This window comes from Bacteroides intestinalis (assembly GCF_003464595.1).
GTDB classification, from domain to species: Bacteria; Bacteroidota; Bacteroidia; order Bacteroidales; family Bacteroidaceae; genus Bacteroides; species Bacteroides intestinalis_A.
In genome coordinates, this window is record NZ_QRZF01000016.1 from 66,303 (window position 1) to 90,947 (window position 24,645).

Here is a 24,645-nt window from a genome sequence, read left to right on the forward strand (position 1 = left end):
GCGGTAAAGATACGTATTTCATAGAAAAATCATGTATCTTTGTTTAGATTTTAACAACCACTGACCATGAAACGCATTACAACCATTTTCCTAATAGTTCTCTTCGGGCATCTTGGCATAATTGCACAAACTGACACCACCGCCTATGGTGTTGTCAAAAATATGCCTGTCTTCTATGAGCAACTGAAACAGCAACTTACCTTTCCGATGGCATGGGGAAATTCCCCTGTCCGTAAATTTGAGACATGGCGTACCCAGGCACGGGAAACCTTATTAGACTGTATGCAGAATTTACCCCCTGCTCCCGCTGATTATGCCATGGAAGTAATCGTTACCGAACAACGCAATGGATATAAAGCTCAAAAAATACTATTTAATGTATCGGAATGGTGCCGCATCCCCGCCTACCTGCTAATACCTGATGGTGAAGGTCCTTTCCCGGCAGTCGTGATGTTGCACGACCATGGTGCGCACTTTTCCATCGGTAAAGAAAAAATGGTTCGTCCATTCGGTGTAAGTACCGAAGTCATGGCAGATGCAGATGACTGGGCATCCCGTTGCTACGACGGACAATATGCAGGAGACTATTTTGCCGAACACGGTTATGTTGTACTCTCCATTGATGCCTTATTCTGGGGAGATCGCGGACGGAAAGAAGGAGCGAGCTATGACGGTCAACAGGCATTAGCTTCCAACTTTCTGCAAATGGGGAGTTCATGGGGAGCATTCATCCATATAGATGATGTACGAAGTGCAGAATTTCTGGCTTCACTCCCATGTGTGGATAAGAATAAAGTAGGTTGCGCAGGTTTTTCGATGGGAGCCTATCGTTCATGGATGCTCGCTGCAATCACCGATTGCATAAAAGCCTCCGCATCCATCTGCTGGATGAACACTACTGAGTATCTGATGACACTAACCAACAATCAGAACAAAGGGGGATCAGCCTATTCCATGTTGATACCCAACCTGCGTCGCTATCTGGACTACCCGCATACGGCAAGCATTGCGTGCCCGAAACCAACTTTATTTTTTAACGGAAGTCAAGACAAACTATTCCCGGTAGAAGGCGTGAAAGATGCATATAACATCATGCAGACTGTTTGGCAAAGTCAGAAAGCATCCGAACGCCTGGTAACTAAAATATGGGAAGAGAAGCACTTCTTCAACAAGGAAATGCAGAAAGAGACATTGGAATTTTTCGATAAATGGCTGAAATAAACTCTCATTTATTATCTAATCATGAAGCACATCTGGATACTATTTATATGTTGCATAGCCTGCAATAGCCTATGCATGGGACAGCTACCACATACTTTCACGCAATATACTTCAGAGGATGGACTTGCACAAAAAACCATACAGGGAATCATGCAAGATCATAAAGGAGTTATGTGGTTTGCCACATGGGATGGACTCTATAAGTTCGATGGATATACATTCAAGAACTATAAAGCACATCCGGGCGATAGTATCGGATTAAGTAATAACCGTCTGGACAATATAAAAGAAGATAAATACGGATATATCTGGGTGCGAAGTTATGACCATCAGGTATACAGGTTTAATCCAAGAACGGAACAATTCCAGGCAATCCCTTACGAGAACTATTTATCACAGGATATATATGTACTTCCATGCGGAGATGTCTGGGTGGTTACCATACAGAATGAACTAATTCGTATAACCATTCATCCGGATACTCAGGAGATGAAAGCCACTAACTTTTTCAAATTCCACCAAATTTCATATTCAGAACGAATTAATCTCATCTTCCAGGATAAACAACAAAACCAGTGGATATTAACAGAGAATGGTTTGTATCGACTGAGTCAAAAAAATGGTGAAGAAAAGTTATCCCCCTATTTTGTCATCCCCTCAATAAAAGACAAGCAGCCTTTTTATGATGCATTAGAGAATGAGCATGCACTTTACTTCACTTCCAAGCGAGGATGCATCTACGAATATCATTCCAATAATGGTCAGTTCTCAAGACAAGAACTCACCACTCACTCTTCCCTTAAAATTATCCGGCAATTAAAGCATGATAAACTATTTATCGGCACAGCCACCGATGGCTTCTTTATTCACGAGCAAGGAAGCCAAGCCTCCCGTCATTACAACACTGCCACCCACCCTTCACTGAAAGATAACCAGATAAAAGAAGTGTATGTCGATTCCAATGGTGAAGTGTGGATGCGTTTGAAAATAAAAGGAGTCACCCACTTTAATCCAGAGAATGAACAATTTGATTTCTTCATTCTGAAAGATAAATACGGAAAAGATGTTGTTGACTCCCGACCTGAAATGTATATCTATGAAGATATAAATGGTGCTTTATGGATACACCCTTCCGGTGGTGGATTTGCTTGGTATGATCGTAAAAACAATCGTATAAAACCCTTCTATAACCCATCCTTGCAATCCGGGTGGAGCACCGACAATAAAGTCACAGCTATTTTTACCGATAAACAAGGTAATCTATGGTTAGGATCATATGGTAATGGACTGGAAAAAGTATCTTTCAATACCAATCACTTTCATCTCTTGACAGCAGCTCCTGATGATCCGGAATTTCCAGGTAGTAATATTCGCGCCATTTATCAAGATCGTGACGGATACATATGGACTGGGAATAAAGATAAAATAGTACGGGTCTATGATCAAAAACAACGCTACATAGGCAATCTCACTGCACAAGGAACGATTTCTCCTCATAACACAGATGAATTAGGCATTGCTTATGCCATTATGCAAGATCATGAAGGAACAATCTGGATCGGCACCAAGGGTAATGGTTTGATTGCAGCCAAACCTCAAAGTAAGCCATTGACCTATCATCTTACCCAATATACAACTGACACCAACGATGTATATAGCCTAAGCGGCAATGAAATCTACAGTTTATATGAAGATAAACAGCAACGAATCTGGATTGCAACATTTGAAGGCGGAATAAACTATCTGAAAAAAGAAGCGAATGAAAAGCCTGTCCAATTCATTAATTACCGAAACCGGTTAAAGAATTACCCTATCACCCAATGTTATCGTACCCGTTTCATCACCTCTGATGCTAAAGGAAATATTTGGATAGGCAGTGCTACAGGGTTACTGATGTGTGAAGGTAATTTCAATGAACCGGAAAAAATCACTTTCCATCGTTATAGCCGTATACCAGGTAATCCGCAAAGCCTCAGCAATAATGATATACATAATATCTTCTTCACTCAAAAAGGTGAAATGTACGTTGCAACATTCGGAGGTGGCCTCAATAAATTGCTCTCACTTAATAAAGAGCAAGCTACATTCAAAGCCTACACGATGAAAAACGGACTCCCATCGGATGTTCTGTTATCTATCGAAGAAGACAAAGACGGCAATTTATGGTGTGCCACAGAAGAAGAACTCTGTAAATTCATTCCCACAACAGAAAAGATCATAAACTATCCTTCCAGAGTTTTTCCAAGACGAATTTCCTTTAATGAAGGAGCCGCATTACGGGCGCACTCTGATCATCTGATGTTTAACACAGTCAAGGGGATCCTTTGCTTCTTCCCGGATTCTATCCATACAAGTACTTATATTCCTCCTATTATCTTTACCCGCCTCCAACAAGCTGAAAAAACGGTAACACCCGGAGAAGGCAGCATATTGTCCACCCATATTGATGATACCCGACTCCTAACATTACCTCATGATAAAAATACTTTCAGTATTCAGTTTGCAGCACTGGATATGAAATATCCTAATAACATTTCATATTCTTATCAGTTGGAAGGGTTTGAAAAAAACTGGAACGAAATAGGCAATCAACGAACTGCCACTTACACCAATCTTCCTAAAGGACATTATACTCTGAAAGTCCGTTCCACAAATAGCGACGGCGTATGGGTAGAAAACACACGCACATTAGCCATCACCGTACTCCCCTCTTTCTGGGAAACCCCATGGGCGTATCTGCTTTATATACTCTTTATCCTATTAATCATTTTTATAGCTGCCTATATTCTCTTTACTATCTTCAGACTTAAACATAAAGTTACTGTAGAACAGGAGATATCAGATATCAAATTACGTTTCTTTACGAACATCTCTCATGAATTACGTACCCCGTTGACTCTGATTGCCGGCCCCATAGAGCAAGTCTTGCAGCATGGCAAGTTAGAGGATGAAGAACGAGAACAATTAGTTTTAGTAGAACGTAATACAAACCGAATGCTACGCCTCGTCAACCAGATACTGGACTTCCGCAAAATTCAGAATAAGAAGATGAAAATGAAGGTGCAGCAAATCGATCTTATCCCGTTTACCCGGCAGATAATGGAAAGTTTCAACAGGCTGGCGGACGAACATCAGATGGATTTCGGAATGACTGCACAAACTTCGCAGGTCAAAATATGGGCTGACCCGGATAAATTAGAGAAAATATTATTTAATCTGTTATCAAATGCATTCAAATATACTCCCCAGGGTAAGCAGATTAAAGTAAGTATACAGGAGGGGGAAACTGATGTAACGATTGCAGTGGAAGATCAAGGTATCGGCATTGCCGAAAACAAACAAAAATCTTTATTTGTCCGCTTTGAGAATCTTGTAGATAAGAATTTATTCAACCAAGCCAGCACCGGTATCGGACTTTCACTCGTTAAAGAATTGATCGATATGCATCATGGTACAATCAGCATCCAAAGCAAACCTGGCGAAGGCAGTTGCTTCACCATCAAACTTCCCAAAGGAAAAGAGCATTTTGATGAAACTGTTGAATTCATCCTATCCGATTATGTTATAACTGATATTGTTCCGGGATATATGAATACCTCGTTATCCTCTCTTGCTGAAAGTGAAGAAACAAACCTGAACAATGAAAAAGAAACGATTCTGATTGTAGAGGATAATCAAGAACTACGCTTCTTCATAAAGACTATCTTTATTCAACACTTCAATGTGATAGAAGCAGAAAATGGAAAAATAGGATTAGAGAAGAGTAAGAAATATCTGCCGGATATTATTATCAGTGACGTGATGATGCCCGAAAAGGATGGAATTGAAATGGTACGCGAACTGCGGGAAGAGATGAATACCAGCCATATTCCTATTGTAATGTTGACAGCCAAATCTACTATCGAAAGTAGAATAGAAGGTATGAAATCAGGAGCAGACGACTATATAACCAAACCCTTCAGTGCTGCCTATCTGAAAGCGCGAATTTTCAACCTGGTTGACCAGCGCAAGAAATTGCAAGCATTATTCTGTGCAAGCCTGCTGCCCACATCTACCAGCCAACAACCGAACTATGAAAAAGAAGAAACACAACCCTCCTTATCCGCCAATGACCGGAAATTCATAGACAAAGTTATGGAGACAATAGAGAAACATCTGGATAATGGTGACCTTATGGTTGAAGATATTGCCAACGAAGTAAATATGAGCCGTTCTGTATTCTTTAAGAAACTAAAAACACTGACAGGCCTGTCTCCTGTAGAATTTCTAAGGGAAATACGCATGAAACGTGCCGCCCAACTAATAGAAACTGATGAATATAATATGGCTCAGATAGCTTATATGGTAGGACTAAATGATTCTCACTATTTTAGTAAATGCTTTAAGCAACAATATGGCATGACGCCAACAGAATATAAAGAAAGCCGGAAATAAAATATCCCTATGTTCTGTATTAAAAGCATTCGTACATCCTTAATACAGAACATAGGGGTATCTTATGAAATAGTAAATCTCTATAAAACAATCAATCTTCCTGTAACCACTTATCAAGGAAACTCAAGACAGCTTCCTGTACTTTCTTACCGCAATCATGTGGCATATCCCACAGTTCTGTTACCAGTTTATCTCCTGCCGAGCGACTTTCCCACACTTTCCGCATCTCAGCGAAAGCGGCGTTTACTCCTACCGGATGAAACAATTTATCGTGCTCTCCATTTAGAAAGAACATAGGTTTAGGGCAAGCTATAGAAGCAATATGCGGATAATCCAGATAGCGCCTGATACCTGGAAGCATATTGGCAAATCCTCCCCTTTCATTTCCATATTCCCATGAGAACTGACAATCCGTGGTAACCATCCAGCAAACGGCAGCTCCAGCCTTTATTTTATCAGTCAAAGCCGAAAGCATCCAGGCGCGATAGGCGCCCATAGAAAAGCCCATGCAACCAATACGTTTAGAGTCTACTTCAGGCAAGGTTGCCAGAAAGTCAGTAGTATACATGTCTTCATAGTTCATAAAAGCACTCCAACTACGCCCTAACATCATAAAGTTGCCAGCCACAGCCATATGTTTATCACCGTCAACTCCCTCTTTACGTCCGCGTTCACCCCAAAAGATAGCGTCGACAGAAATAACCACATAACCATGGGCTGCCAAATAATCGCCTACATATTGCCCACCATAACACTGTTTCGCCCAAGCATCGGCATCCGCCAATACTTCCGGAGACACACCAAAAGGACGTATCATCTTCTCTTTACCAATCGTATAATGTCCTCCATGATCGTGCAGAAGCACAACTGCCGGAAAAGGGCCTTCACCATCAGGAACCAGCATATAGGCATTCACCCGTGAATAACCGGTCAGATTAAAGCGTAATTTCTTTGCTTTATATCCATCACGTTGTTCTTCCGCTACTACTTCCACCTTATAATCAGTAGTATAAGGAGGTGGGGCCAACATGGCATCCAACACAACATTGCGCGCCTGTTTACGCCATTTCTTAAAATTCTTGACAGGACTATTTCCCCAAGCCATGGGGTAAGTCAACTCTTGCTTTAACTGATCCAGAAAAACCGGCATTTCCCTTTCCAGTTCGTAACCGGATAAATGCTGAGAAAGGGCGACCACCGAAGTGGCCAACCCTAACACGCAAAGAATGATACTTTTTATCATACCAAAAACATATTTATTAATAATTCGGATTTTGTTTCAAATTAGGATTATTATTCAATTGAATAGCAGGTATAGGATAAATACCTCTCCACTCTTCCGTAACACCAGTCTTATAGAACCAGGTATCTGTGAAATAAGAACCAAAACGAATCATATCACGTCGACGCTGGTTCTCCCAGATAAATTCACGGGCACGCTCTTCTTCTATCTTTTTCAAAGTCAGCCCATCCCAATCGGAAAGGTTACTACGCCTGCGCACCTGATTTACTAATTCGAGTGCCTCATCCAATTGTATCCCTTGCCTGAACAAAGCTTCAGCTTTCATCAGCAAAACATTGGAATAACGTTCCAAAATATAATCGTTATCAGCCTTACTACCAGACCAAGCCACACCTATTGGCGAATACTTCAACACACGGTAGCCTTCATTATCCTGGGCAGAAACCATATCTTTGATAGTTGTCAGCACCAATTGAGTGCCTTTATCATCACATAACGGAGTAACTCCATCCTGATAATACTGAGGACCATACTCCAAAAGTTCCAGACGTTCATCTCCTTCTTCATATCTCTTCAAAGCATCATCCGTAAAACAATAACCGTTAGCCGGTGCAAAAGCTAAGTTATACTTCTTTTGTTCAAGAGCATGTTGAGCATAAAGAATGAATTCATTGCCATCAACACCTTTGGACGGATCTACCGCAAACGAAGAAATAACCTCTTTTGAATTTGATTCATTGGTAGCAAGAAAGCAATCCCCCACTTTATCTTCCAAAACATAAGCATTGGTTCCGATGACATGATTACACATAGTCACCACATCAGCCCAATGAGCTTCACCGGCATAAACCTCAGCATTCAGATAAACAGAAGCCAATGCTGTATACACAGCTTCCTTTGTCAAACGAGGATAATAAGATGCACGATTCACTTCTTTAATAGAAGGCAAATCTGCAGCAGCCTCTGCAAACTCTTTTACTACAAATTCATAGACCTCTTTTCTGGAAGCAGTCTTCGGTAAATCATTTGCATCAACTTTAGCTCCTGTAAAAAGAGGTACATTTCCGAAATAATCCATTGCATAATAATATCCATAGGCACGGAGAGCACGTGTTTCCGCAATCAAGGCTTTCAATTCATCTTTCATAGGAGAGGATTCCATACTGGCTATCACAGCATTGGCTGCACCAATACCGGGAAACAGATAAGTTCCCCAGCAAGTTTCAAGGCGTGCATTATCCGCTGTTATCTTATGTGCCATGATCTGCATATTACCTTCATCATACCATCCACCACTGGCACGACCCGGACAGAAAAATTCATCCGTGCCAAACTCTCCAATTCGCCAGCCATCACCACCTGCCCTGGACATATATGCCAGATATTGGTATACACCTACTACGGAAGAGAGAGCTTCTTCTTCTGTCTGATAATATGTTTCGGGAGAGAGTCTACCGTATAATTCTTCATCCAGATTAAGACAACCGGACAACATGCTAATTCCAACACTACATGCAATTATGCTCTTAAATATTCTTTTTGTTTTCATCTTCTGATAATAAATTAAGGTTTAAAACGAAACGTTGATGCCCATTGTGAAAGTACGTGCTTTCGGATAACTCAAATAGTCTATGCCCATCGGAGCTACTCCTGTTCTGGAAACCTCCGAATTTACTTCCGGGTCCAGACCGGAATATCCGGTAATGGTGAATAAATTCTGACCGGAAACAAATACACGGGCACGAGTAATACGCAACGGTTTGAAACTAAAATCATAACCTAAAGAAAGATTATCCATACGTAAGAACGAACCGTCCTCTATAAATCTGGAAGAGAATACTTTGGCTTCTTCACGATTCACACCGGCGGTCACTGCCTCTTTCAATACATTTCTACCCGGTAGGTTATTCAGATAAGAGAGGTTGTTTGCCGTACAGTTATAGACATCATTTCCTACACTACCACGCAGGTTCATGCTTAAACTCCAATTCTTATAACGCAAAGTAGTAGAAATGCCATACGTAAAATCAGGTTGTGCGCAACCTATGATTTCAGACTCGCCATTATTGGCAAACTGTTCTTTACCATCTACGATACCAATGAATTTCTTTCCATAGAAAGTTCCCAAAGGTTGTCCAGGTATTACCAACTGGGCATAAGAACCTGAAAGACCTTGGCCCTGACAAGGAGCAACTTTCATGTTTTCACCAGTCCACTTATCATTCGACAGACTTATCAGTTCATTCTTATTCCGGCTGAAATTCAAATTCACATCCCATGAAAAGTCTTTGGTACGCAGTACACCAAATCCTAAGTCTATTTCAATACCCTGATTCTTTACAGAACCTACATTCGCAATCTGCGAAGTAATCAAGGAAGGGGAAGGAACCGCCACGGAAAGCAATAAATCAGTCGTCTTTTTATAGTAATAGTCAATACTACCATGAATTCTTCCATTGAAGAAACCAAAGTCCAAACCTATATCTGTCTGTGCAGTCTGTTCCCATTTTATATCAGGATTAGAGTATTGTTGAGGTAATACAATAGTTACCTTCTCACCCCCTACCAAATATCCATTAGTACTGGCTCCCAGCGTATTCAGAGAATTATAGTTACCAATCTCCTGATTACCTGTGATACCATAGCTGACACGTAGTTTCAGATCTGTAAGAATATCGCTATGATAGAATTCCTCCTGAGAGATTCTCCAGGAAGCGGCTGCAGAAGGGAAAATACCCCATTTGTGATCGGCACCGAAACGGCTGGAACCATCACGACGTACTGTAGCGGTAAATAAGTATTTATCCCCATAATTATAATTCAGACGTCCATACATAGATATAAGGGTATTGCTTTCAGCAAAGCTACTTACGCTTTCCACTGTTTTTGCAGCAGCAAGGCTATACCACTTGAAGGTGTCGGACAAGAAACCATAAGCACGGGTATGATTTCCTTCATCATAAAAATACTGGTAAGAATAACCCAGCATGGCATCAATAGAATGTTTACCAAATTTTTGATTGTATTTCAGGATTGTTTCCAACAGTTTAGAATAATCCTGCAATTTCTGTACACTAACATAACCATCATTGCCATTACCCAGCAGATTACTCTTGGATATATAAGAGTTACGTTCGATAGAATTATAAGTATAACCCAAATTCACCTGGAACGTAAAAGGTTTATAGAAATTCCAATCAGCAGTCAGATTACCCAGGAATTTCCTGTTTTTACGCTCATCCAGAATTTCAGATGCAAAAGATACTGGATTCACACGATAAGGAGGCACATCATAGAAATCACCTTCCTCATCATAAACCGGATAAGTAGGATTAAAAACATATGCTTCGTACAACATACTACTTCCCATCTCACTACCAACAGTATTGGATACCGGTGCCTGGTCAGCATGTGTTTCACCATAGTTCAAATTCATATTTAACTTCAGCTTGCCATCCAGTGCTGTATGATTAATATTCACACGGGCATTGGCACTTGTCATACCAGAACCCAGCATAATACCTTCCTGGTCACTATACCCCAAAGATGCGCGATAGTTTGTATCCTCACTTCCACTCATGAAAGAAAGGTAATGATTTTGAGAGATTGCCGTACGGAAAATACGATCTTGCCAATCTGCATTATCGCCTTTATCATCCAAAGATAATCCTAAATCAGTTACTGCCTTACGGTATTCATCACCAGTCAGTACATCCAGCTTATTAGCTACATTAGAAATACCCAAGCTATAACTGTAATCCAATTGCTTAACACCTTTTTTCCCTTTCTTCGTAGTGATCATAATAACGCCATTAGCACCGCGGGAACCATAAATAGCCGTAGCAGAAGCATCCTTCAAGATATTGATGGATTCAATATCATTAGGATTAATAGAAGATAATGGATTTACTGATTCCTGGTCAAAGAAGTCTGTATTACTACCATTGGAAGCGATGTGACTGGAACTTACACCAGCAGAAGAATTGATAGGAACACCATCAATTACATATAACGGATCATTGGAAGCAGTAATAGATGTACCTCCACGAACACGGATTGTATTAGATCCACCGGGTTTACCACTATTCTGGCTGATATTTACTCCTGAAAAGGCACCTTGCATCAATTGTTGAGGGCTCAGGTCAGTACCAACTTTAAAACGATCACTACTGATGGAAGATACAGAACCTGTCAAATCGGACTTTTTCATAGTACCATAACCTACTACTACCACCTCTTCCAAAGCCTGTGCATCATCCAGCAGTACCACATCAATTGTATTCTGTGAGCCGACTGCGATTTCCTGTGTTACATATCCTATATAAGAGAAGATGAGAGTGTTTTTTCCCGAAGAAACCGACAATGTATACTTACCATCCATATCAGTTATTGTTCCTACAGCGGAATTACCTTTTACAGTCACATTCACACCGATCAACGGTTCTTGCTTCGAGTCAGTCACCGTTCCTGTAATCGTCTTGTTTTGTGCATACAGACATTGTGTTACTATCAATGCCAATACAAAACACAACTTTCTAAAATCAAAATGCAGTTTGTTTTTCATATTAATACATTTGGGATTAATAAATAAAGATTCAAAGTTTCTCAATAAGGCTTTATCTTTCACCTTGCCATGCAAAGGAGAGGATTATATTGATTTTACAGGTGAAAAATATGCTCAAATCGGTTAAAAAAATAGTCCACACAGCCCAAAGCTCGTCTGGAAGGGGTTTTAAACAATTATTCCACATCTTTTCTACACCTTTTTCTCCCCCTGAAACCGTTTTTTCTACGAATCTATTCATCACTCTCTATTTATTCACATCAACCACTTTATTAAACTACTATTTCGCTACACTCATTCATCTCATTTTCTATCAAAAAAGAAAAGCTTATAAAAAATCCTTTCTGATATATTTTCAAAGGAAGTATATCAGAAAGGAAACAGAATATAAAACGCTCTTATTTACTTCAAATGTCTCAATATCCACTTCAACTGTCCATATTCCGTAGCATCAGAAGTCCAATGTTCATTAATCGGAGTTATCAGTGCTTCTTTGGGGCAATCCAGCACATTATAAACAGCATAACTGGTAGTAGGCGGACAGGTATCATCATTATATCCCCAAGTGATATAAGTAGGAACTTTAATCATACGGGCGAAGTTCACCACATCATAATATGCCATCGTTTTCAGCTTATCCGAAGTATCCATACCCTCTACTCTGAAAAAATGAGGATAACCACCTGCACGTCCTGCCTTATAGCCTGCCATATCACTCAATGCCGGATGATTGGCAACGCAAGCTGTTACACGGCTATCCAGTCCGGTAGTAATCAGTGCCAAAGCTCCTCCCTGGCTGCCACCTTGGACAATTACATTTTTACCATCCCATTCGGGCAGAGAAGTCAGGAGATCGATGCTGCGTACACAACCCAGATAGACACGTTTCATGTAATAATTATCACGGTTCTCCAATCCGTTATTTAAATAACCGTTCTCTCTGCCATTAAAAGCATTGCTGATTTCCTTAAATTCTTCCGCACTCATCTCCGGATTCAGACCATGTATCTCGATTTCGAAACGGATACATCCTTCTTCCGCATAATATTTACGACGCAGAGGCTCCTTTATAGTTTTAATTCCAGCTCCCGGAGGACAAAGTACAACCGGACAAGAACCTTTCACTGCATTCTTAGGATAGAAAAGATAACCATAAATGCACTGTCCACGGTTATTCAGCATTAATTTAATGAGATAACAATCAACCTTATCCGTACAATACTCCTCTGCAAGCTTTTTAGTATAAGTCAACGGATATTTGGTAGCTTCCGCTTTATTGTTTTCCCAGAATTCTTTAAAGTCTTTTGGCATCTGTGTGTAAGGTTGAATCTTTTCCGGTGAAAAGCCTACCTTCACATGATGTTTATAGCTTGTTCCATCCACGGTCGCTGTCAGACGACAATCACGGAAACCGGGTTCTTTCATTGTTCCCACAGGTATCACCGCCTTTCCTTGCTTCAAAGTAACGGAACCGGAAGTATCCGCCGGCATCATGTCACCACCTATTTCATAAGAAACAGTTACGCCATCCTGCGGAATGCCGTATTTATAGAACTGCACCTCAACCTTAGCTTTCTCTCCGGTCTTATAAATCCAGTCAGCATGATTGGGCACGGTCACCCAAAGTACATCACTCCGGTACGGGTAGTTTTCCGCACATACAAATGACAGCGGAAAGATCAGGGCGAACAGCCATATAAACAAACTCTTTTTCATCATTATGTTTTTAGTATTATCACATTATTTTACCAGTCACAAAGACCATCTTCCTACCAAGTCCGTATCAACTCCGTGTCAAAACCGTGTCAAGTCCGTAGTTATGAACACGGAGATGGTACGGAGATGATACGGTTTTGACAGATACGGGTCAGCGCTTTATGCTTAATAATTCATTCCCATTTTTTACCGGATTCCAACCATCTTCTCCGATAAGTATGGAATCTATTTCATAACCTTTGAGATTTTTCAGTTGATGTGAGAAAGGTACACGTGCTTTTGGATTGGCACCTTCACCCGTGCTTTCATACTCTGCATAGAATGCGGTCTTTTCCGCTTCCTTTTTACCCCAGTTATTCCAACCGGCAGGAGCGATATGCTTGCCTAAATTGCAACGGATGAATACAGCCTGCGCATACGAACGCCAGGGACGCGACAGATAGACATCCTGTACACCCTCATCAGCCGTCAGTCGGCAATCATAAAATACATAACCATATTTCTGCCCCTGATCCGTAGAAGGTGCTGTCACATAGCCTCCACCTTTACTATGAATGTGACAACGATTGAATACAGCCGTAGACCAGCCAAAGATAAAATCGACCGTACCTTCTATATAGCAATCTTCATAGTACTGGCGGCAGTTTTTTCCATAGGTATAGAGTGTATCCTGGAAACCAAGGAAACGACAGTTTTTGAAATAAACACGATCAGCACTTACAAAACAGGCTACAGCCTGTCCCACCGGACCCGAAGAATTCTCAAATGTAATATTCTCGGCATAAAAGTCGGGAGCATAAATATAGCAGGAGGATGAACCAGAAGTTCCTTTTTCTTCACCAAAGCAATTCTTCTTCTGCGCATAATCATCATACGAAAGTATAGCACCTTCCTGACCTATCAGGGAAATATTAATTTTGCTTTCGGGTACTACGATTTTCTCTTTATACACACCCTTACGCACCAATATCGTAGTACGGATATTCTTGCGGAAATCGGGAACAGCATCAATGGCTTCCTGTACAGTGAAAAAGTCTCCGCTACCATCCTGTGCCACTACGAAATCATAATGACGGACATACTTAGACAATTCCGGTACTTCTTTAGCAATGGCATCCATAGCCAGACCGGATACAATGCGGCCACCGTATACATTCAGATGGGTATTATCTTCGCGTCCTTTAGGTATAGCAGCAACCTGATTGGCAGGTACCCACATGAACAGCTTTTTAGACTCTACCGGTCCCATGCCTTCTACCAGGTCGTGCGTAATCTTATTCATATCCACAAATGCAACACCCAGTTCTTTCGCTACATTTCGCGGAGAGTCCAGATAGGCTCCGTGCGTATCAATCAGCTTGTCACCTTCAGCAATAACTGTTTGTCCCGAAGCTTCCCGTGTTGCATCCGGATTCACGCCTTTCTGTATATCATCCTGACTGATAGCCTGAGCAACTGCATTCCCGTCCGCTGTGCCGAAGTTTCGGCGCACAATGGAGTTAAACAAAACAGGGATACCTCCCTTAGCACGTGTTTCGTTTACAAAACGTTTCAGGTTTTCATCAAAAGTACTTCCCGGAGCTGTATACCGCTTTGGGTCGGACTTCTCATCATTGTGACCGAATTGGATAAATACATAATCACCTTTCTTCACTTGTGAGATTACCTTTTCCCAGCGCCCTTCATCAATAAAGCTCTTGGAACTCCGCCCGTTCACGGCATGATTATCCACACGTATTTCCTCGGAGAGATAACCGGGCAACATTTGCCCCCACCCCCGTTCCGGGTTTTCACCCGTCAATGACTTATTAGCCATAGTGGAGTCTCCAATCATAAAAATCGTAATCACTGGTTTGTCAGCCTTGAAAGCAGAAAGCAGAAAAAACAACCCCAGTAATAATGTCAACTTATGTTTCATAGTTCATTATATATAAATAGTATTCTTAGTTTCCGGCTGCAATATTACCTAAAAACAGAGGGTTTTAAGGGTAAAAAAAGTCGCAATCGGTAGAAAAATTAATATTAATCGTATATTTGCCGGTAAAATAATCAATCTGACTGGCAAAATGGAAAAGACAAGAAGTAACACCTTCATTCTTGAAAAAGAAATAGCATGGGAACCTGCAGGTGAAGGAGTGGTACGCCAAATCATGGGTTACGACGGACAAGTGATGCTTGTAAAAGTGAAATTCGAGCAAGGAGCTGTCGGTACACCACATACTCACTATCATACACAAACCACTTATGTGGCAAACGGTAAATTTGAATTTACCGTAAATGGTGAAAAACAAATTGTAGAAACCGGAGACGGTGTTTACATCGAACCGGATGCGGTACATGGCTGTGTATGCCTGGAAGCCGGTATCTTGATAGACTGTTTCAGCCCCATGAGAGCAGATTTTCTGAAACGCTAAATCCTGTCTGCAAGGAGTTAACTTCTTGCGAACAAAAAGTTAACTTCCTGTCGACAAGGAATTAAGTTCTTGCAGGCAGGAAGTTAAGTTGTTATTTAGCAGGGTTCCAATCGCTACACATTTTATAGATGTAACTCAGATCATCATATAGTGCAGCTTCCTTTTTCGTCAATTGTTTAGCCCATTTCACACGATCAGTTATTGGAGCACCCTCTCCGGTACTTCCATATTCAGCATAACGTGCTGTCTTCTCATTTTCTACATTTCCCCAGTTATGCCAACCTTCGGGACGAATATGTTTGCCCATTTCGCAATTGATAAATACAGTAGCAGCATACGGACGCCAAGGACGTCCCAGATATACCTTATCCACACCGGGGTCGGCAGTCAGCCGGCAGTTCTTGAAAACATATCCCACCGCAATATCTTTGGGTGTAGAAGCCGCCGTTATGTATGAATTAGTTTTACTCCGTATCTCGCAATTCTCAAACAATGCAGTAGAAGGACCAAATATAAAATCGGTGGTTCCATCAATGTAGCAATCTACAAAATAGAGCCGTGTACCGGCAACACCTGTATAAATAGTATCCTGATTACCCAAAATACGGCAGTTTATGAATACCAGTTTATCACCTTCCGTATGGAGTGCCACAGCTTGTCCCAGTCTGGCAGCATTATTTTCTATAGTCAGGTTCTTGAAAGTTATGCTATTCCCCTCCACTTTCACTGTGTAGGTGCGAAAAGTACCCATTTTATTAATATTGGCGTGGTCATCATACGTGATAATCGTGTTTTCCACACTTTCACCAATGAATTCTACATTCTGCAACCAGGAAGGAATAACCACTTTTTCTTTATAAGTACCATTCTTTACCAGTACCGTCACTTTATAATCCATAAAAGCCCTGATACCTTCCATAGCTTCTGTCAAAGTACGATAGTCTCCCGAACCATCGCGGGATACAACAATCGTATCCTTCCATTGAGTTTGTGCCGACAATGGCATGATTCCCACCAGGAGAAGAACTATGCCGCATAAATAATAAGTCAGTCGTTTCATTGTCTTATTTTTGATTAACGATTTCTTTTACTTGCTGCAAACGCTCCCATTCCAAACTTGCCATGATAAACGGACCTACCGCTTTGGGGTCATTGCTACGGATTGTTTCATTTATATAATAGGTGTAATCGCCCATACGGTAATTCTTACCGCCTAATCCAGCAACTGCACAAGCTTTCGTGATAGTAACCACACCATCTTTATCTACTTCGATGAAGTTATCGAGGATGCCCTGGTAGCCTTTGAGGGCTACTTTCAAATATGACTTATCAATATATCCTTTACGAACCGCCTTAAACAGAGCGTAAACAAACATAGTGGAACAAGAAGACTCTACATAGTTTCCTTTCTCACCGCTTTTATCCAGTACCTGATACCACAGCCCTGTCTTCGGATCTTGTATGCGCTTTACTTGTGCAGCAATATTATTCAAGATAACGAGCATAGAGTCACGTCCTGCCTCATGCTTCGGAATAAAATCCAATGCATCTACAAATGCCATTGCATACCAGCCCATAGCACGTCCCCAGCTATGTTGAGACTGTCCGGTAACAGGATCTGCCCAACGTTCCTTACGACTGACGTCACAGGCATGACGGTAAAGGCCATTTTTGGGGTCATAAGTATGGCGGGCTACCGTAATAAACTGATTGACAATATCCTGATAATCCTGTACGCGATCGTTACGGTAAGCATATTCTGCATAGAATGTAGCCCCCATATAGATGCCATCCAGCCACATCTGATTGGGATAAATCTTCTTATGCCAGAAACCTCCATCCTCATTGCGTGGATGGGTATCGAGCTGGCTACGTAGCAGGTCTATGGCTTTCTTATATTTCTCATCTTTCGTCTGTTCATAAATACGGAACAGGAATTTACCGGAGTTCAGACGGTCAATATTATATTCATGTAATTTATAAGTCTCGATACTTCCATCATTGTGTATCATAGTGTCCGCGTAAGCCAATGCATAGTCGAACATTTTCTTATCTCCATAGGTATCATACACATCCAGCATAGCCTGCAATTCCAGTCCATGGCAATAGTCCCATTTCAATTTCGGTTGGAAATCCAACTGCCAGGATTCCGGGCAACGAATCATCTCTGACTCTACCATACGCACAGACCAGGGTTGCTTATCACTAACTTTCTGAGCGGACAACTGGGTAGAGCAAATCAGCGCTCCCATCACAAAAGTTTTACAAAGTAGATTATTCATCATTCTATTCTTGTTTTTAGGTATATAGATTATATTAAGTAATGTGACAAAGATAGCGGTTCTCACCTAAACCGTTGTGTACTTTTCGACCGAAATGGTGCATTATTTATTTTCGTCCTCTACAATCTTATTTTTTCGTGTACGAGAACGAGCGATTTCGTGCGCGATAACGAGTTTTTTTGCCATTTATTTGCATTTCGAACAAAAATTGCAGGAAATTAGACGAAAAAAGTATTGATATACATCAAATAATGTGTATTTTTGGCCCCAGAAATAAGAATTAATAATTTTAAATCAACGTATCATGAGTTTAAATCAAAATGCAGTGGGAAAGATGACCAACTACAGGTGGACCATCTGTGCCATGTTATTTTTTGCGACAACAGTAAACTACCTTGACCGCCAGGTGCTGTCATTGACGTGGGATGAATTTATCAAACCCGAATTCCATTGGGACGAATCACACTATGGAACAATCACTTCTGTTTTCTCTATTGTTTATGCAGTCTGCATGTTGTTTGCAGGTCGCTTCATCGACTGGATGGGAACTAAGAAAGGTTTTCTTTGGGCTATCGGTGTATGGTCGGCAGGTGCCTGTCTCCACGCTCTCTGTGGTGTCGTAACCGAGCACTTCGTAGGTCTGCACAGTGCAGCCGAATTAATGGGTGCTACTGGTGATGTTGTGGTAACCATTGCTACAATTAGTATGTACTGTTTCCTTGCAGCCCGTTGCGTATTGGCACTCGGTGAGGCCGGTAACTTCCCTGCTGCTATCAAAGTAACTGCTGAGTATTTCCCTAAGAAAGACCGTGCGTATGCTACTTCAATCTTTAATGCCGGTGCTTCTATCGGTGCTTTGGTTGCTCCGCTGACTATTCCTTTGCTGGCTAAAGCATGGGGTTGGGAAATGGCTTTCATTGTAATTGGTGCTCTCGGTTTTATCTGGATGGGCTTCTGGGTATTCATGTATTCTAAACCTTCAGAAAGCAAACACGTAAACAAAGCCGAACTGGAATATATCGAACAGGACAAGCATGAAGAAGGTGCTGCTCCGGTAGTAGAAGAAAAAGACGAAAAGAAGATGAAATTCTGGCAATGCTTCAGCTATAAACAAACCTGGGCATTCGCTTTCGGTAAATTTATGACTGACGGTGTATGGTGGTTCTTCCTGTTCTGGACTCCTTCCTATCTGAATACTCAATTTGGTATCAAAACTTCCGAGGGATTGGGTATTGCTCTGATCTTTACCCTATATGCCATCACGATGCTTTCAATCTATGGTGGTAAATTACCTACTATCATTATCAACAAAACTGGTTTGAACCCGTATGCAGCACGTATGCGTGCTATGTTGATTTTTGCATTCTTCCCGCTGGTAGTACTGTTGGCACAGCCTCTGGGGACTATCTCGCCGTGGTTGCCGGTTATCATGATCGGTATCGGTGGTGCAGCTCACCAATCCTGGTCTGCTAATATCTTCTCTACCGTAAGTGATATGTTCCCAAGAGCAGCTATTGCAAGTATCACAGGTATTGGTGGTATGGCCGGTGGTTTCGGTTCAATGATTCTGCAGAAAGTAGCAGGTAATCTCTTCGTATATTCATCAGGAAGTACAATGGTAGATGGAAAAGAAGTAGAAATGACCCATGATTTACTGGAACAAGGCGCACAGTTTGTACGCCCTGCCATGGAGTTCATGGGCTTCTCCGGTAAACCTGCAGGATACTTCATTATCTTCTGTGTATGTGCGGTGGCCTACCTGATCGGTTGGGTTGTAATGAAAGCTTTGGTACCTAAGTACAAACCTATCGTACTGGAATAATAATATTATAAGTTTATAATAGAATAAACAATGAAAAAGGTGCTCAGCGATGGGCACCTTTTTTAGTATAATATAAAAAGTATGGGCACAAAAAAAGCCCCTTCTCACGAAGCGACTCTCTTCTGCACTCTCCCGTTAAAACCACACAAACCTCAGTGCCCACTTTAGCAAATTACACCTCCAAACGGTTCATGAGAAATACAGGAGCGCAAAATTTTAAGATGAAAAAAAGGGAAGTCTCACGACTTCCACAATTCTTCTAACCTTAAATCTAAATCTCTATGAAAAAAACGTTCGGCAAAGATAGTCGTTTATTCCATTCGGAGATATTAATAAAAGATATAAAGATTTGAGGAACATTTAAGATTTACTAAATGGAATTGGTAAAGCTTTATAAAACCGTATCGAGCAGATCGGCGTAGATAGGATTTTGTCGTAACAAGTGAGGCACCCCTGTCATAAATAGCTGCTTGCGGGCACGGGTGAGCGCAACGTTTAGTTTCCGGTCAATCCATACTCCTCTTTCTTCCGTAAGGTTGGCAAGAAATTTCAGTTGATAAGTACGGTTCACACAGAAAGAATAAATAATCACATCCCTCTCACTTCCCTGGAAACGTTCTACGGTGTCCACCAGGATATCATTCAAAACAGGAATACCCAAAGCTGCTATTTCGCTCTTTATAAGGGCTATCTGACTACGATAAGGAGTAATAACGCCTAAAGTCAAAGCAGAATGAAAGCCGGAACCGCTTGCCTCATACTGTCGGTAAACGGCAGCAGCCAACCGCGCTGTAAGTTGTGCTTCGGAATGGTTTATCTTCGCTGATTGTGAAGGAGTCTCCGGCACCGAGGGAAGAAAAGCTACCCGACTCACCAATACATCAGCAAATTCATCACTCTCCAGTCCCGGAGCAAGTACAAGTTCACCTTGCTGATGCGGCAAACCGACCGCTTCCAGTAATCCGCCATAAAAAGCATGATTAGGGAACCGGGCTACTTCCACATTCATACGTCCCTGCCGGCAAAGCATATCGTAAAAACGCTGAGTGGTTGGTGACGAGTGATTGGCGGAGACTGTACGATAGAGACGTTCGAACAGAGAATCTTTCAGGTTATACAAACCGATACTCTGCAGGCATTCTTCACACACTTCAGATTGCGATTCGGATTGAAGAACAACGGCAGGCAGCTGTTTATGATCGCCGATAAGAATAAACTTACCGATGGCATTGTTGCCAACCACATTTCGTGCACAAAGAAGCCCTAACAGTTGTGGCTCCAATATCTGGGTAGCCTCATCCACAATAGCCACATCAAAAGTCTTCAGACGAAACATATCCGTTTTAGATGAGAAGGTGGCAACAGTACCAACGAAAACACGGCAACGCTCTATGCGTGCATGTACTTCACGACGTGTAGAACAAGGCTCCAGCACATTCTCTATTAATCGGGAACGGAAAGAAGGATCACAAGAGAGCTCACTTCCGATACGAATAAAATCAATCTCAGGCGTTATTACAGAAAGGGTTTTGCAAATCTCATCCACTGCACGATTTGTATATGAAAGCAACAGTATCTGTTTCCCTTCACGATAGAATGCTTCTACCATACCACGCAAAGCACGGGAAGTCTTTCCGGTACCCGGAGGACCTATCAAAAGAAAATAATCCCTGGCTGCCTGTGCCTTCAGGGTAATGCGGGAAAAATCATCGGAAGCAGCTGCAATACGGGCATCAAAAGAAGTATCAAATTCCGGTTCACGCTGAGACAGCAATAGATCCCGGCGATCCTTGTTAGCGGAAAGGAAAGCGGAAAGTCCCAGATACATGCTGCGGAAAGAAGTATCCATATAATCGTGCTCTATGGCATAGCAACTATCCAGAGGAAGCACAGAAGTATTTTGTTGCGAAGCACGAAGACGGATACGGATATCCCGGTCGGTGATTCGCTCTATATTCCCTTTAAATACCATCTTATTGGTTACATTGTCCGTATCTTGATTGCGTTGATAGAGGACGATGGTGTCACCCTCACGGAAATTCGGCAAAACTTGCAGAGATAAATCATTAACCGGACGTGCCAATACAAGATATGCCTTATGTATATCTGCCGCATGATTCTCTGTAATCGTCAGATCATATAGTATCTCCCCTGCCTCACGCTTTTCTTCAAGTGTGGAAAGCCACAAAGCGGCAGCTCCTGCACGCCCTTCATAATCAATATCACCTGATTTTGAAGTGTACAATTCCTTGGTTATAAAATTGTAGAGTGTATAGAAGTAGCATTGTTCCAATGCAGTAAGCATCCGGATACGTTGTGCCACTGCATCGATGGACGGATAGAGATAGCGTTTCCATAACGTGTTATTCAGATGACGCTCATTCAGTGTCTCCGGATTGATAGCTTTCAGGCATTCCGCCGTATAATGAGGGCTGTTACGTAATTGCATGCCATATTCATTCGCCACAATCCTGTTGCGGACATCCATCACACGCCGTACCATTGCCCACGATGGACGGGCAGGATATAACAACGGGTAACGTGTATACAGCAAATATGCCTTTACTTTGCGGTGGTCCATTCCCATAGAATATTCCAGCACTGCCTGATACAATAACATCTGTACCTTATTATTCTCTTTCGGTTCCACCTTGCCGCGGATAGAATACTCATCGGCTTTACCCGACTTCATTTCTATAAAGGAAGACATATCGCGCTGCATATAGTCCAGACGTCCTTGCAACCCCAGTGCTTCACATATATAGGTAGGTTCCAATACCGCATCTGTTTTATCCAGTTCATAACCGGGAGTCCGGAAAGTTTCAGTCACCGTTTGACGGATATGTTCGAAGTGCCGTTTACAATCGGCAAAGAATTCCTTTTCTTTCTCCTTGTCCAACAAATCGGCACATGCAGCCAACTCTATGGAATAAGTGCGGAAAGCCTTTTTCATGCAGGATAAATAGTCCGGCTCCTCTTTCGCATAGATCCATTCATCCAGGAAAAGATTGGCAATATTACCGAGCAACAGAGGACGTGTATTATCGGGAGATTGCAAACGCGCCAGCAGATAATTGGCCGGATGATGCCCGTAATCTTTAAAACACTCTGCCAGAGAACTGATATCCAACAGATAATCCGGTTCTAAAATAATAAAGGAAGGTGTCAGTACGCCCGCCTCGTCTACAGCTACATCCAACAGATTGACCTGTGCATGGCGCCATAACAATTGACAGGTTTCTGCAAATTCCTCATTCACCTGCGGTACATTATATCGCACCCGTAACGGTTCATCAGCAACGGTATCTACAGGCAATACATATAAATACGTATCATCGGCATATTGAAAACAAACACGCATCCGGCGTACCCGTTCTTTAGCAGGCGGAGAAACGATATAAGTAGCATCCGCACGGGGAAGCAAGCGGTAAAGTTCCGCCGGTATCTCCTCTCCCGTAAGCTTCTTCACAAAGAAAGTCAATGTCTTGATGTCTCTCAATAGATTCTCCCGTGAGGGTTCAGCCAAACGGTTCAGAACAGCATTGGAGGTCAGGCGAAAAGTATGTAAGCGATTTTGTTCCACAACAGACAGTCCGGCTTTCGAAGCTACAAAGCTGATACGTGCAGACAAGTCAGTCATTTGCAGACTACCGTCCGGCATCTGTGTACGACAAAGACGTTCCAGAAATTCACGAAGCTGACGGTAAGCCGTTGTTAATGGAATATTTTCATCCCGGCAGACAGTAAGTAAGAAGTGATAGTATTCCCGTACCTCTTCCTGCATTATTCCTCCTTATCTTCATCCGCATCTTCCGTGTCAGTTTTCTTATCCTTAATCATAAGGATACTCAACTCATAGAGCAGATAAAGCGGAATGGAAACCACTGTCAGAGTGAAAGGGTCGCCGGTTGGCGTAATAATAGCTGCGACTATCACAATAATCACCAGTGCATGACGACGGTACTTGCGCAGGAAAGATTTGTGCACCAATCCTAAAAGTGAAAGTAACCAGGTCACCAACGGTAATTCAAAAGCCAGTCCCATACAGAGCACCAGCATCATGAAGTTATCTATGTAAGAATTTAAAGAAATCTGATTCTCAATGGATGCACTCAGTTCGTAGGTTGAGAGAAAGCGCAACGTCAATGGGTAGACCATAAAATAGCCCAGCAGTACACCGAGGAAAAACATCACTGTACCAATGCATAAAGCTTTCTTTACCCCACGACGCTCGTTAGGGTAAAGGGCAGGACTGATAAACCTCCAGATTTCGAAAAAGATATAAGGCGTAGCCGTCACCACCGACATCCAGAACGCGGTGGACATATGAACAAAGAACGGAGCCGCCAGATTTATATTGATCAGTTTGACGTGAAACTGCTGCGTAAAGAATTCATCGTTAAGATTGAATGTTTTTCCTACGTATCGCAGCACGTCGTAAAAGATGAAATCATTGTGGCAGGGTGCCAACACCACATTATCAAATAACCACGGCATTGCAATAAAATAACCGACTGCAAATACAAACCACACGCCGAGAACGCGAAACAGTACCCGACGCAGTTCGTCCAAATGATCCCAAAAGGTTAGTTCTTTATCTGCCATAGTAGTGAATTAGTAACGAGCCACAAGCTACGGGCTACAAGTATCTGATTGTGCACCCCCTTGTAGTTCGTAGCTTGTAGCCTGTTACTCTTTGATCGTAACTTATTTATTTTTTAGAAGCCGGCTCTTCTATATCATCCTTTGCCTTGTTTATTTCTTCTTTCGCCTCATTCACACCGTCCTTGAAGCTCTTCACGCCTTTACCTAATCCCTTCATCAATTCGGGTATCTTCTTACCACCGAACAACAACAGGATTAGCAAAGCAATAATAACCCATTCGGAACCGCTGGGCAGAAAGCCTAATAAAAGTAAGTTTGTCATATTCATAGTTTTTTAAATTTGT

General features: G+C 41.9%; 14 protein-coding genes. 4 read left to right on the forward strand and 10 right to left on the reverse strand.

The features are described 5' to 3' along the window. The first annotated feature begins 66 nt into the window (after window positions 1–66). A complete protein-coding gene (locus DWW10_RS18905; protein ID WP_022392871.1) occupies window positions 67–1,221 on the forward strand; it encodes a dienelactone hydrolase family protein in 1,155 nt (384 codons plus the stop codon). A 21-nt stretch (window positions 1,222–1,242) separates the two neighbouring features. Beyond that, complete coding sequence (locus DWW10_RS18910) at window positions 1,243–5,655, forward strand: hybrid sensor histidine kinase/response regulator transcription factor (RefSeq protein ID WP_118422084.1); 4,413 nt, start codon at window positions 1,243–1,245, stop codon at window positions 5,653–5,655. Between the two features lie 91 nt (window positions 5,656–5,746). Here the strand turns inward: DWW10_RS18910 and DWW10_RS18915 are convergent, their stop codons facing one another. From DWW10_RS18915 to DWW10_RS18940, 5 genes are all read right to left on the reverse strand, one after another. Further along, window positions 5,747–6,898 carry a dienelactone hydrolase family protein gene (locus DWW10_RS18915; protein WP_022392873.1) on the reverse strand — a complete coding sequence of 384 codons (1,152 nt, stop codon included), beginning with the start codon at window positions 6,896–6,898 and terminating at the stop codon, window positions 5,747–5,749. 16 nt (window positions 6,899–6,914) lie between these two features. Beyond that, window positions 6,915–8,447, reverse strand: a complete 1,533-nt coding sequence (locus DWW10_RS18920; RefSeq protein WP_022392874.1) for a RagB/SusD family nutrient uptake outer membrane protein — start codon at window positions 8,445–8,447, stop codon at window positions 6,915–6,917. Between the two features lie 21 nt (window positions 8,448–8,468). Further along, entirely contained in the window at window positions 8,469–11,462 is a 2,994-nt protein-coding gene (locus DWW10_RS18925) for a SusC/RagA family TonB-linked outer membrane protein (protein ID WP_118422102.1), read from the reverse strand. A gap of 402 nt (window positions 11,463–11,864) precedes the next feature. After that, on the reverse strand, window positions 11,865–13,181 hold the full coding sequence (locus DWW10_RS18935; protein WP_118422086.1) for an acetylxylan esterase: 1,317 nt from the start codon (window positions 13,179–13,181) through the stop codon (window positions 11,865–11,867). A 148-nt stretch (window positions 13,182–13,329) separates the two neighbouring features. Continuing rightward, window positions 13,330–15,096: a pectinesterase family protein gene (locus DWW10_RS18940; RefSeq protein WP_118422087.1), complete on the reverse strand. Its 1,767-nt coding sequence runs from the start codon at window positions 15,094–15,096 to the stop codon at window positions 13,330–13,332. 148 nt (window positions 15,097–15,244) lie between these two features. Here DWW10_RS18940 and DWW10_RS18945 point away from each other — a divergent pair, with 148 nt between their 5' ends. Then, a complete protein-coding gene (locus tag DWW10_RS18945) occupies window positions 15,245–15,592 on the forward strand; it encodes a cupin domain-containing protein (protein ID WP_118422088.1) in 348 nt (115 codons plus the stop codon). A gap of 91 nt (window positions 15,593–15,683) precedes the next feature. Here the strand turns inward: DWW10_RS18945 and DWW10_RS18950 are convergent, their stop codons facing one another. Together DWW10_RS18950 and DWW10_RS18955 are read right to left on the reverse strand one after the other, a co-directional pair. Next, entirely contained in the window at window positions 15,684–16,652 is a 969-nt protein-coding gene (locus tag DWW10_RS18950) for a pectinesterase family protein (RefSeq protein ID WP_118422089.1), read from the reverse strand. Between the two features lie 4 nt (window positions 16,653–16,656). After that, window positions 16,657–17,877: a glycoside hydrolase family 88/105 protein gene (locus tag DWW10_RS18955; protein ID WP_118221931.1), complete on the reverse strand. Its 1,221-nt coding sequence runs from the start codon at window positions 17,875–17,877 to the stop codon at window positions 16,657–16,659. Between the two features lie 301 nt (window positions 17,878–18,178). On the opposite strand from DWW10_RS18955, the gene DWW10_RS18960 reads away from it, so the two are divergent. Then, window positions 18,179–19,696, forward strand: a complete 1,518-nt coding sequence (locus DWW10_RS18960) for an MFS transporter (RefSeq protein ID WP_182021470.1) — start codon at window positions 18,179–18,181, stop codon at window positions 19,694–19,696. A 391-nt stretch (window positions 19,697–20,087) separates the two neighbouring features. Here DWW10_RS18960 and DWW10_RS18965 read toward each other — a convergent pair whose 3' ends face one another. The 3 genes from DWW10_RS18965 to DWW10_RS18975 form a co-directional block, all read right to left on the reverse strand. Further along, complete coding sequence (locus tag DWW10_RS18965; RefSeq protein WP_118422090.1) at window positions 20,088–23,480, reverse strand: DEAD/DEAH box helicase; 3,393 nt, start codon at window positions 23,478–23,480, stop codon at window positions 20,088–20,090. Beyond that, a complete protein-coding gene (gene tatC, locus DWW10_RS18970) occupies window positions 23,480–24,301 on the reverse strand; it encodes a twin-arginine translocase subunit TatC (protein WP_118221929.1) in 822 nt (273 codons plus the stop codon). The genes DWW10_RS18965 and tatC overlap by 1 nt, the downstream gene beginning before the upstream one ends. A gap of 106 nt (window positions 24,302–24,407) precedes the next feature. Continuing rightward, window positions 24,408–24,623 carry a Sec-independent protein translocase subunit TatA/TatB gene (locus DWW10_RS18975; RefSeq protein ID WP_022392885.1) on the reverse strand — a complete coding sequence of 72 codons (216 nt, stop codon included), beginning with the start codon at window positions 24,621–24,623 and terminating at the stop codon, window positions 24,408–24,410. Window positions 24,624–24,645 lie beyond the last annotated feature (22 nt).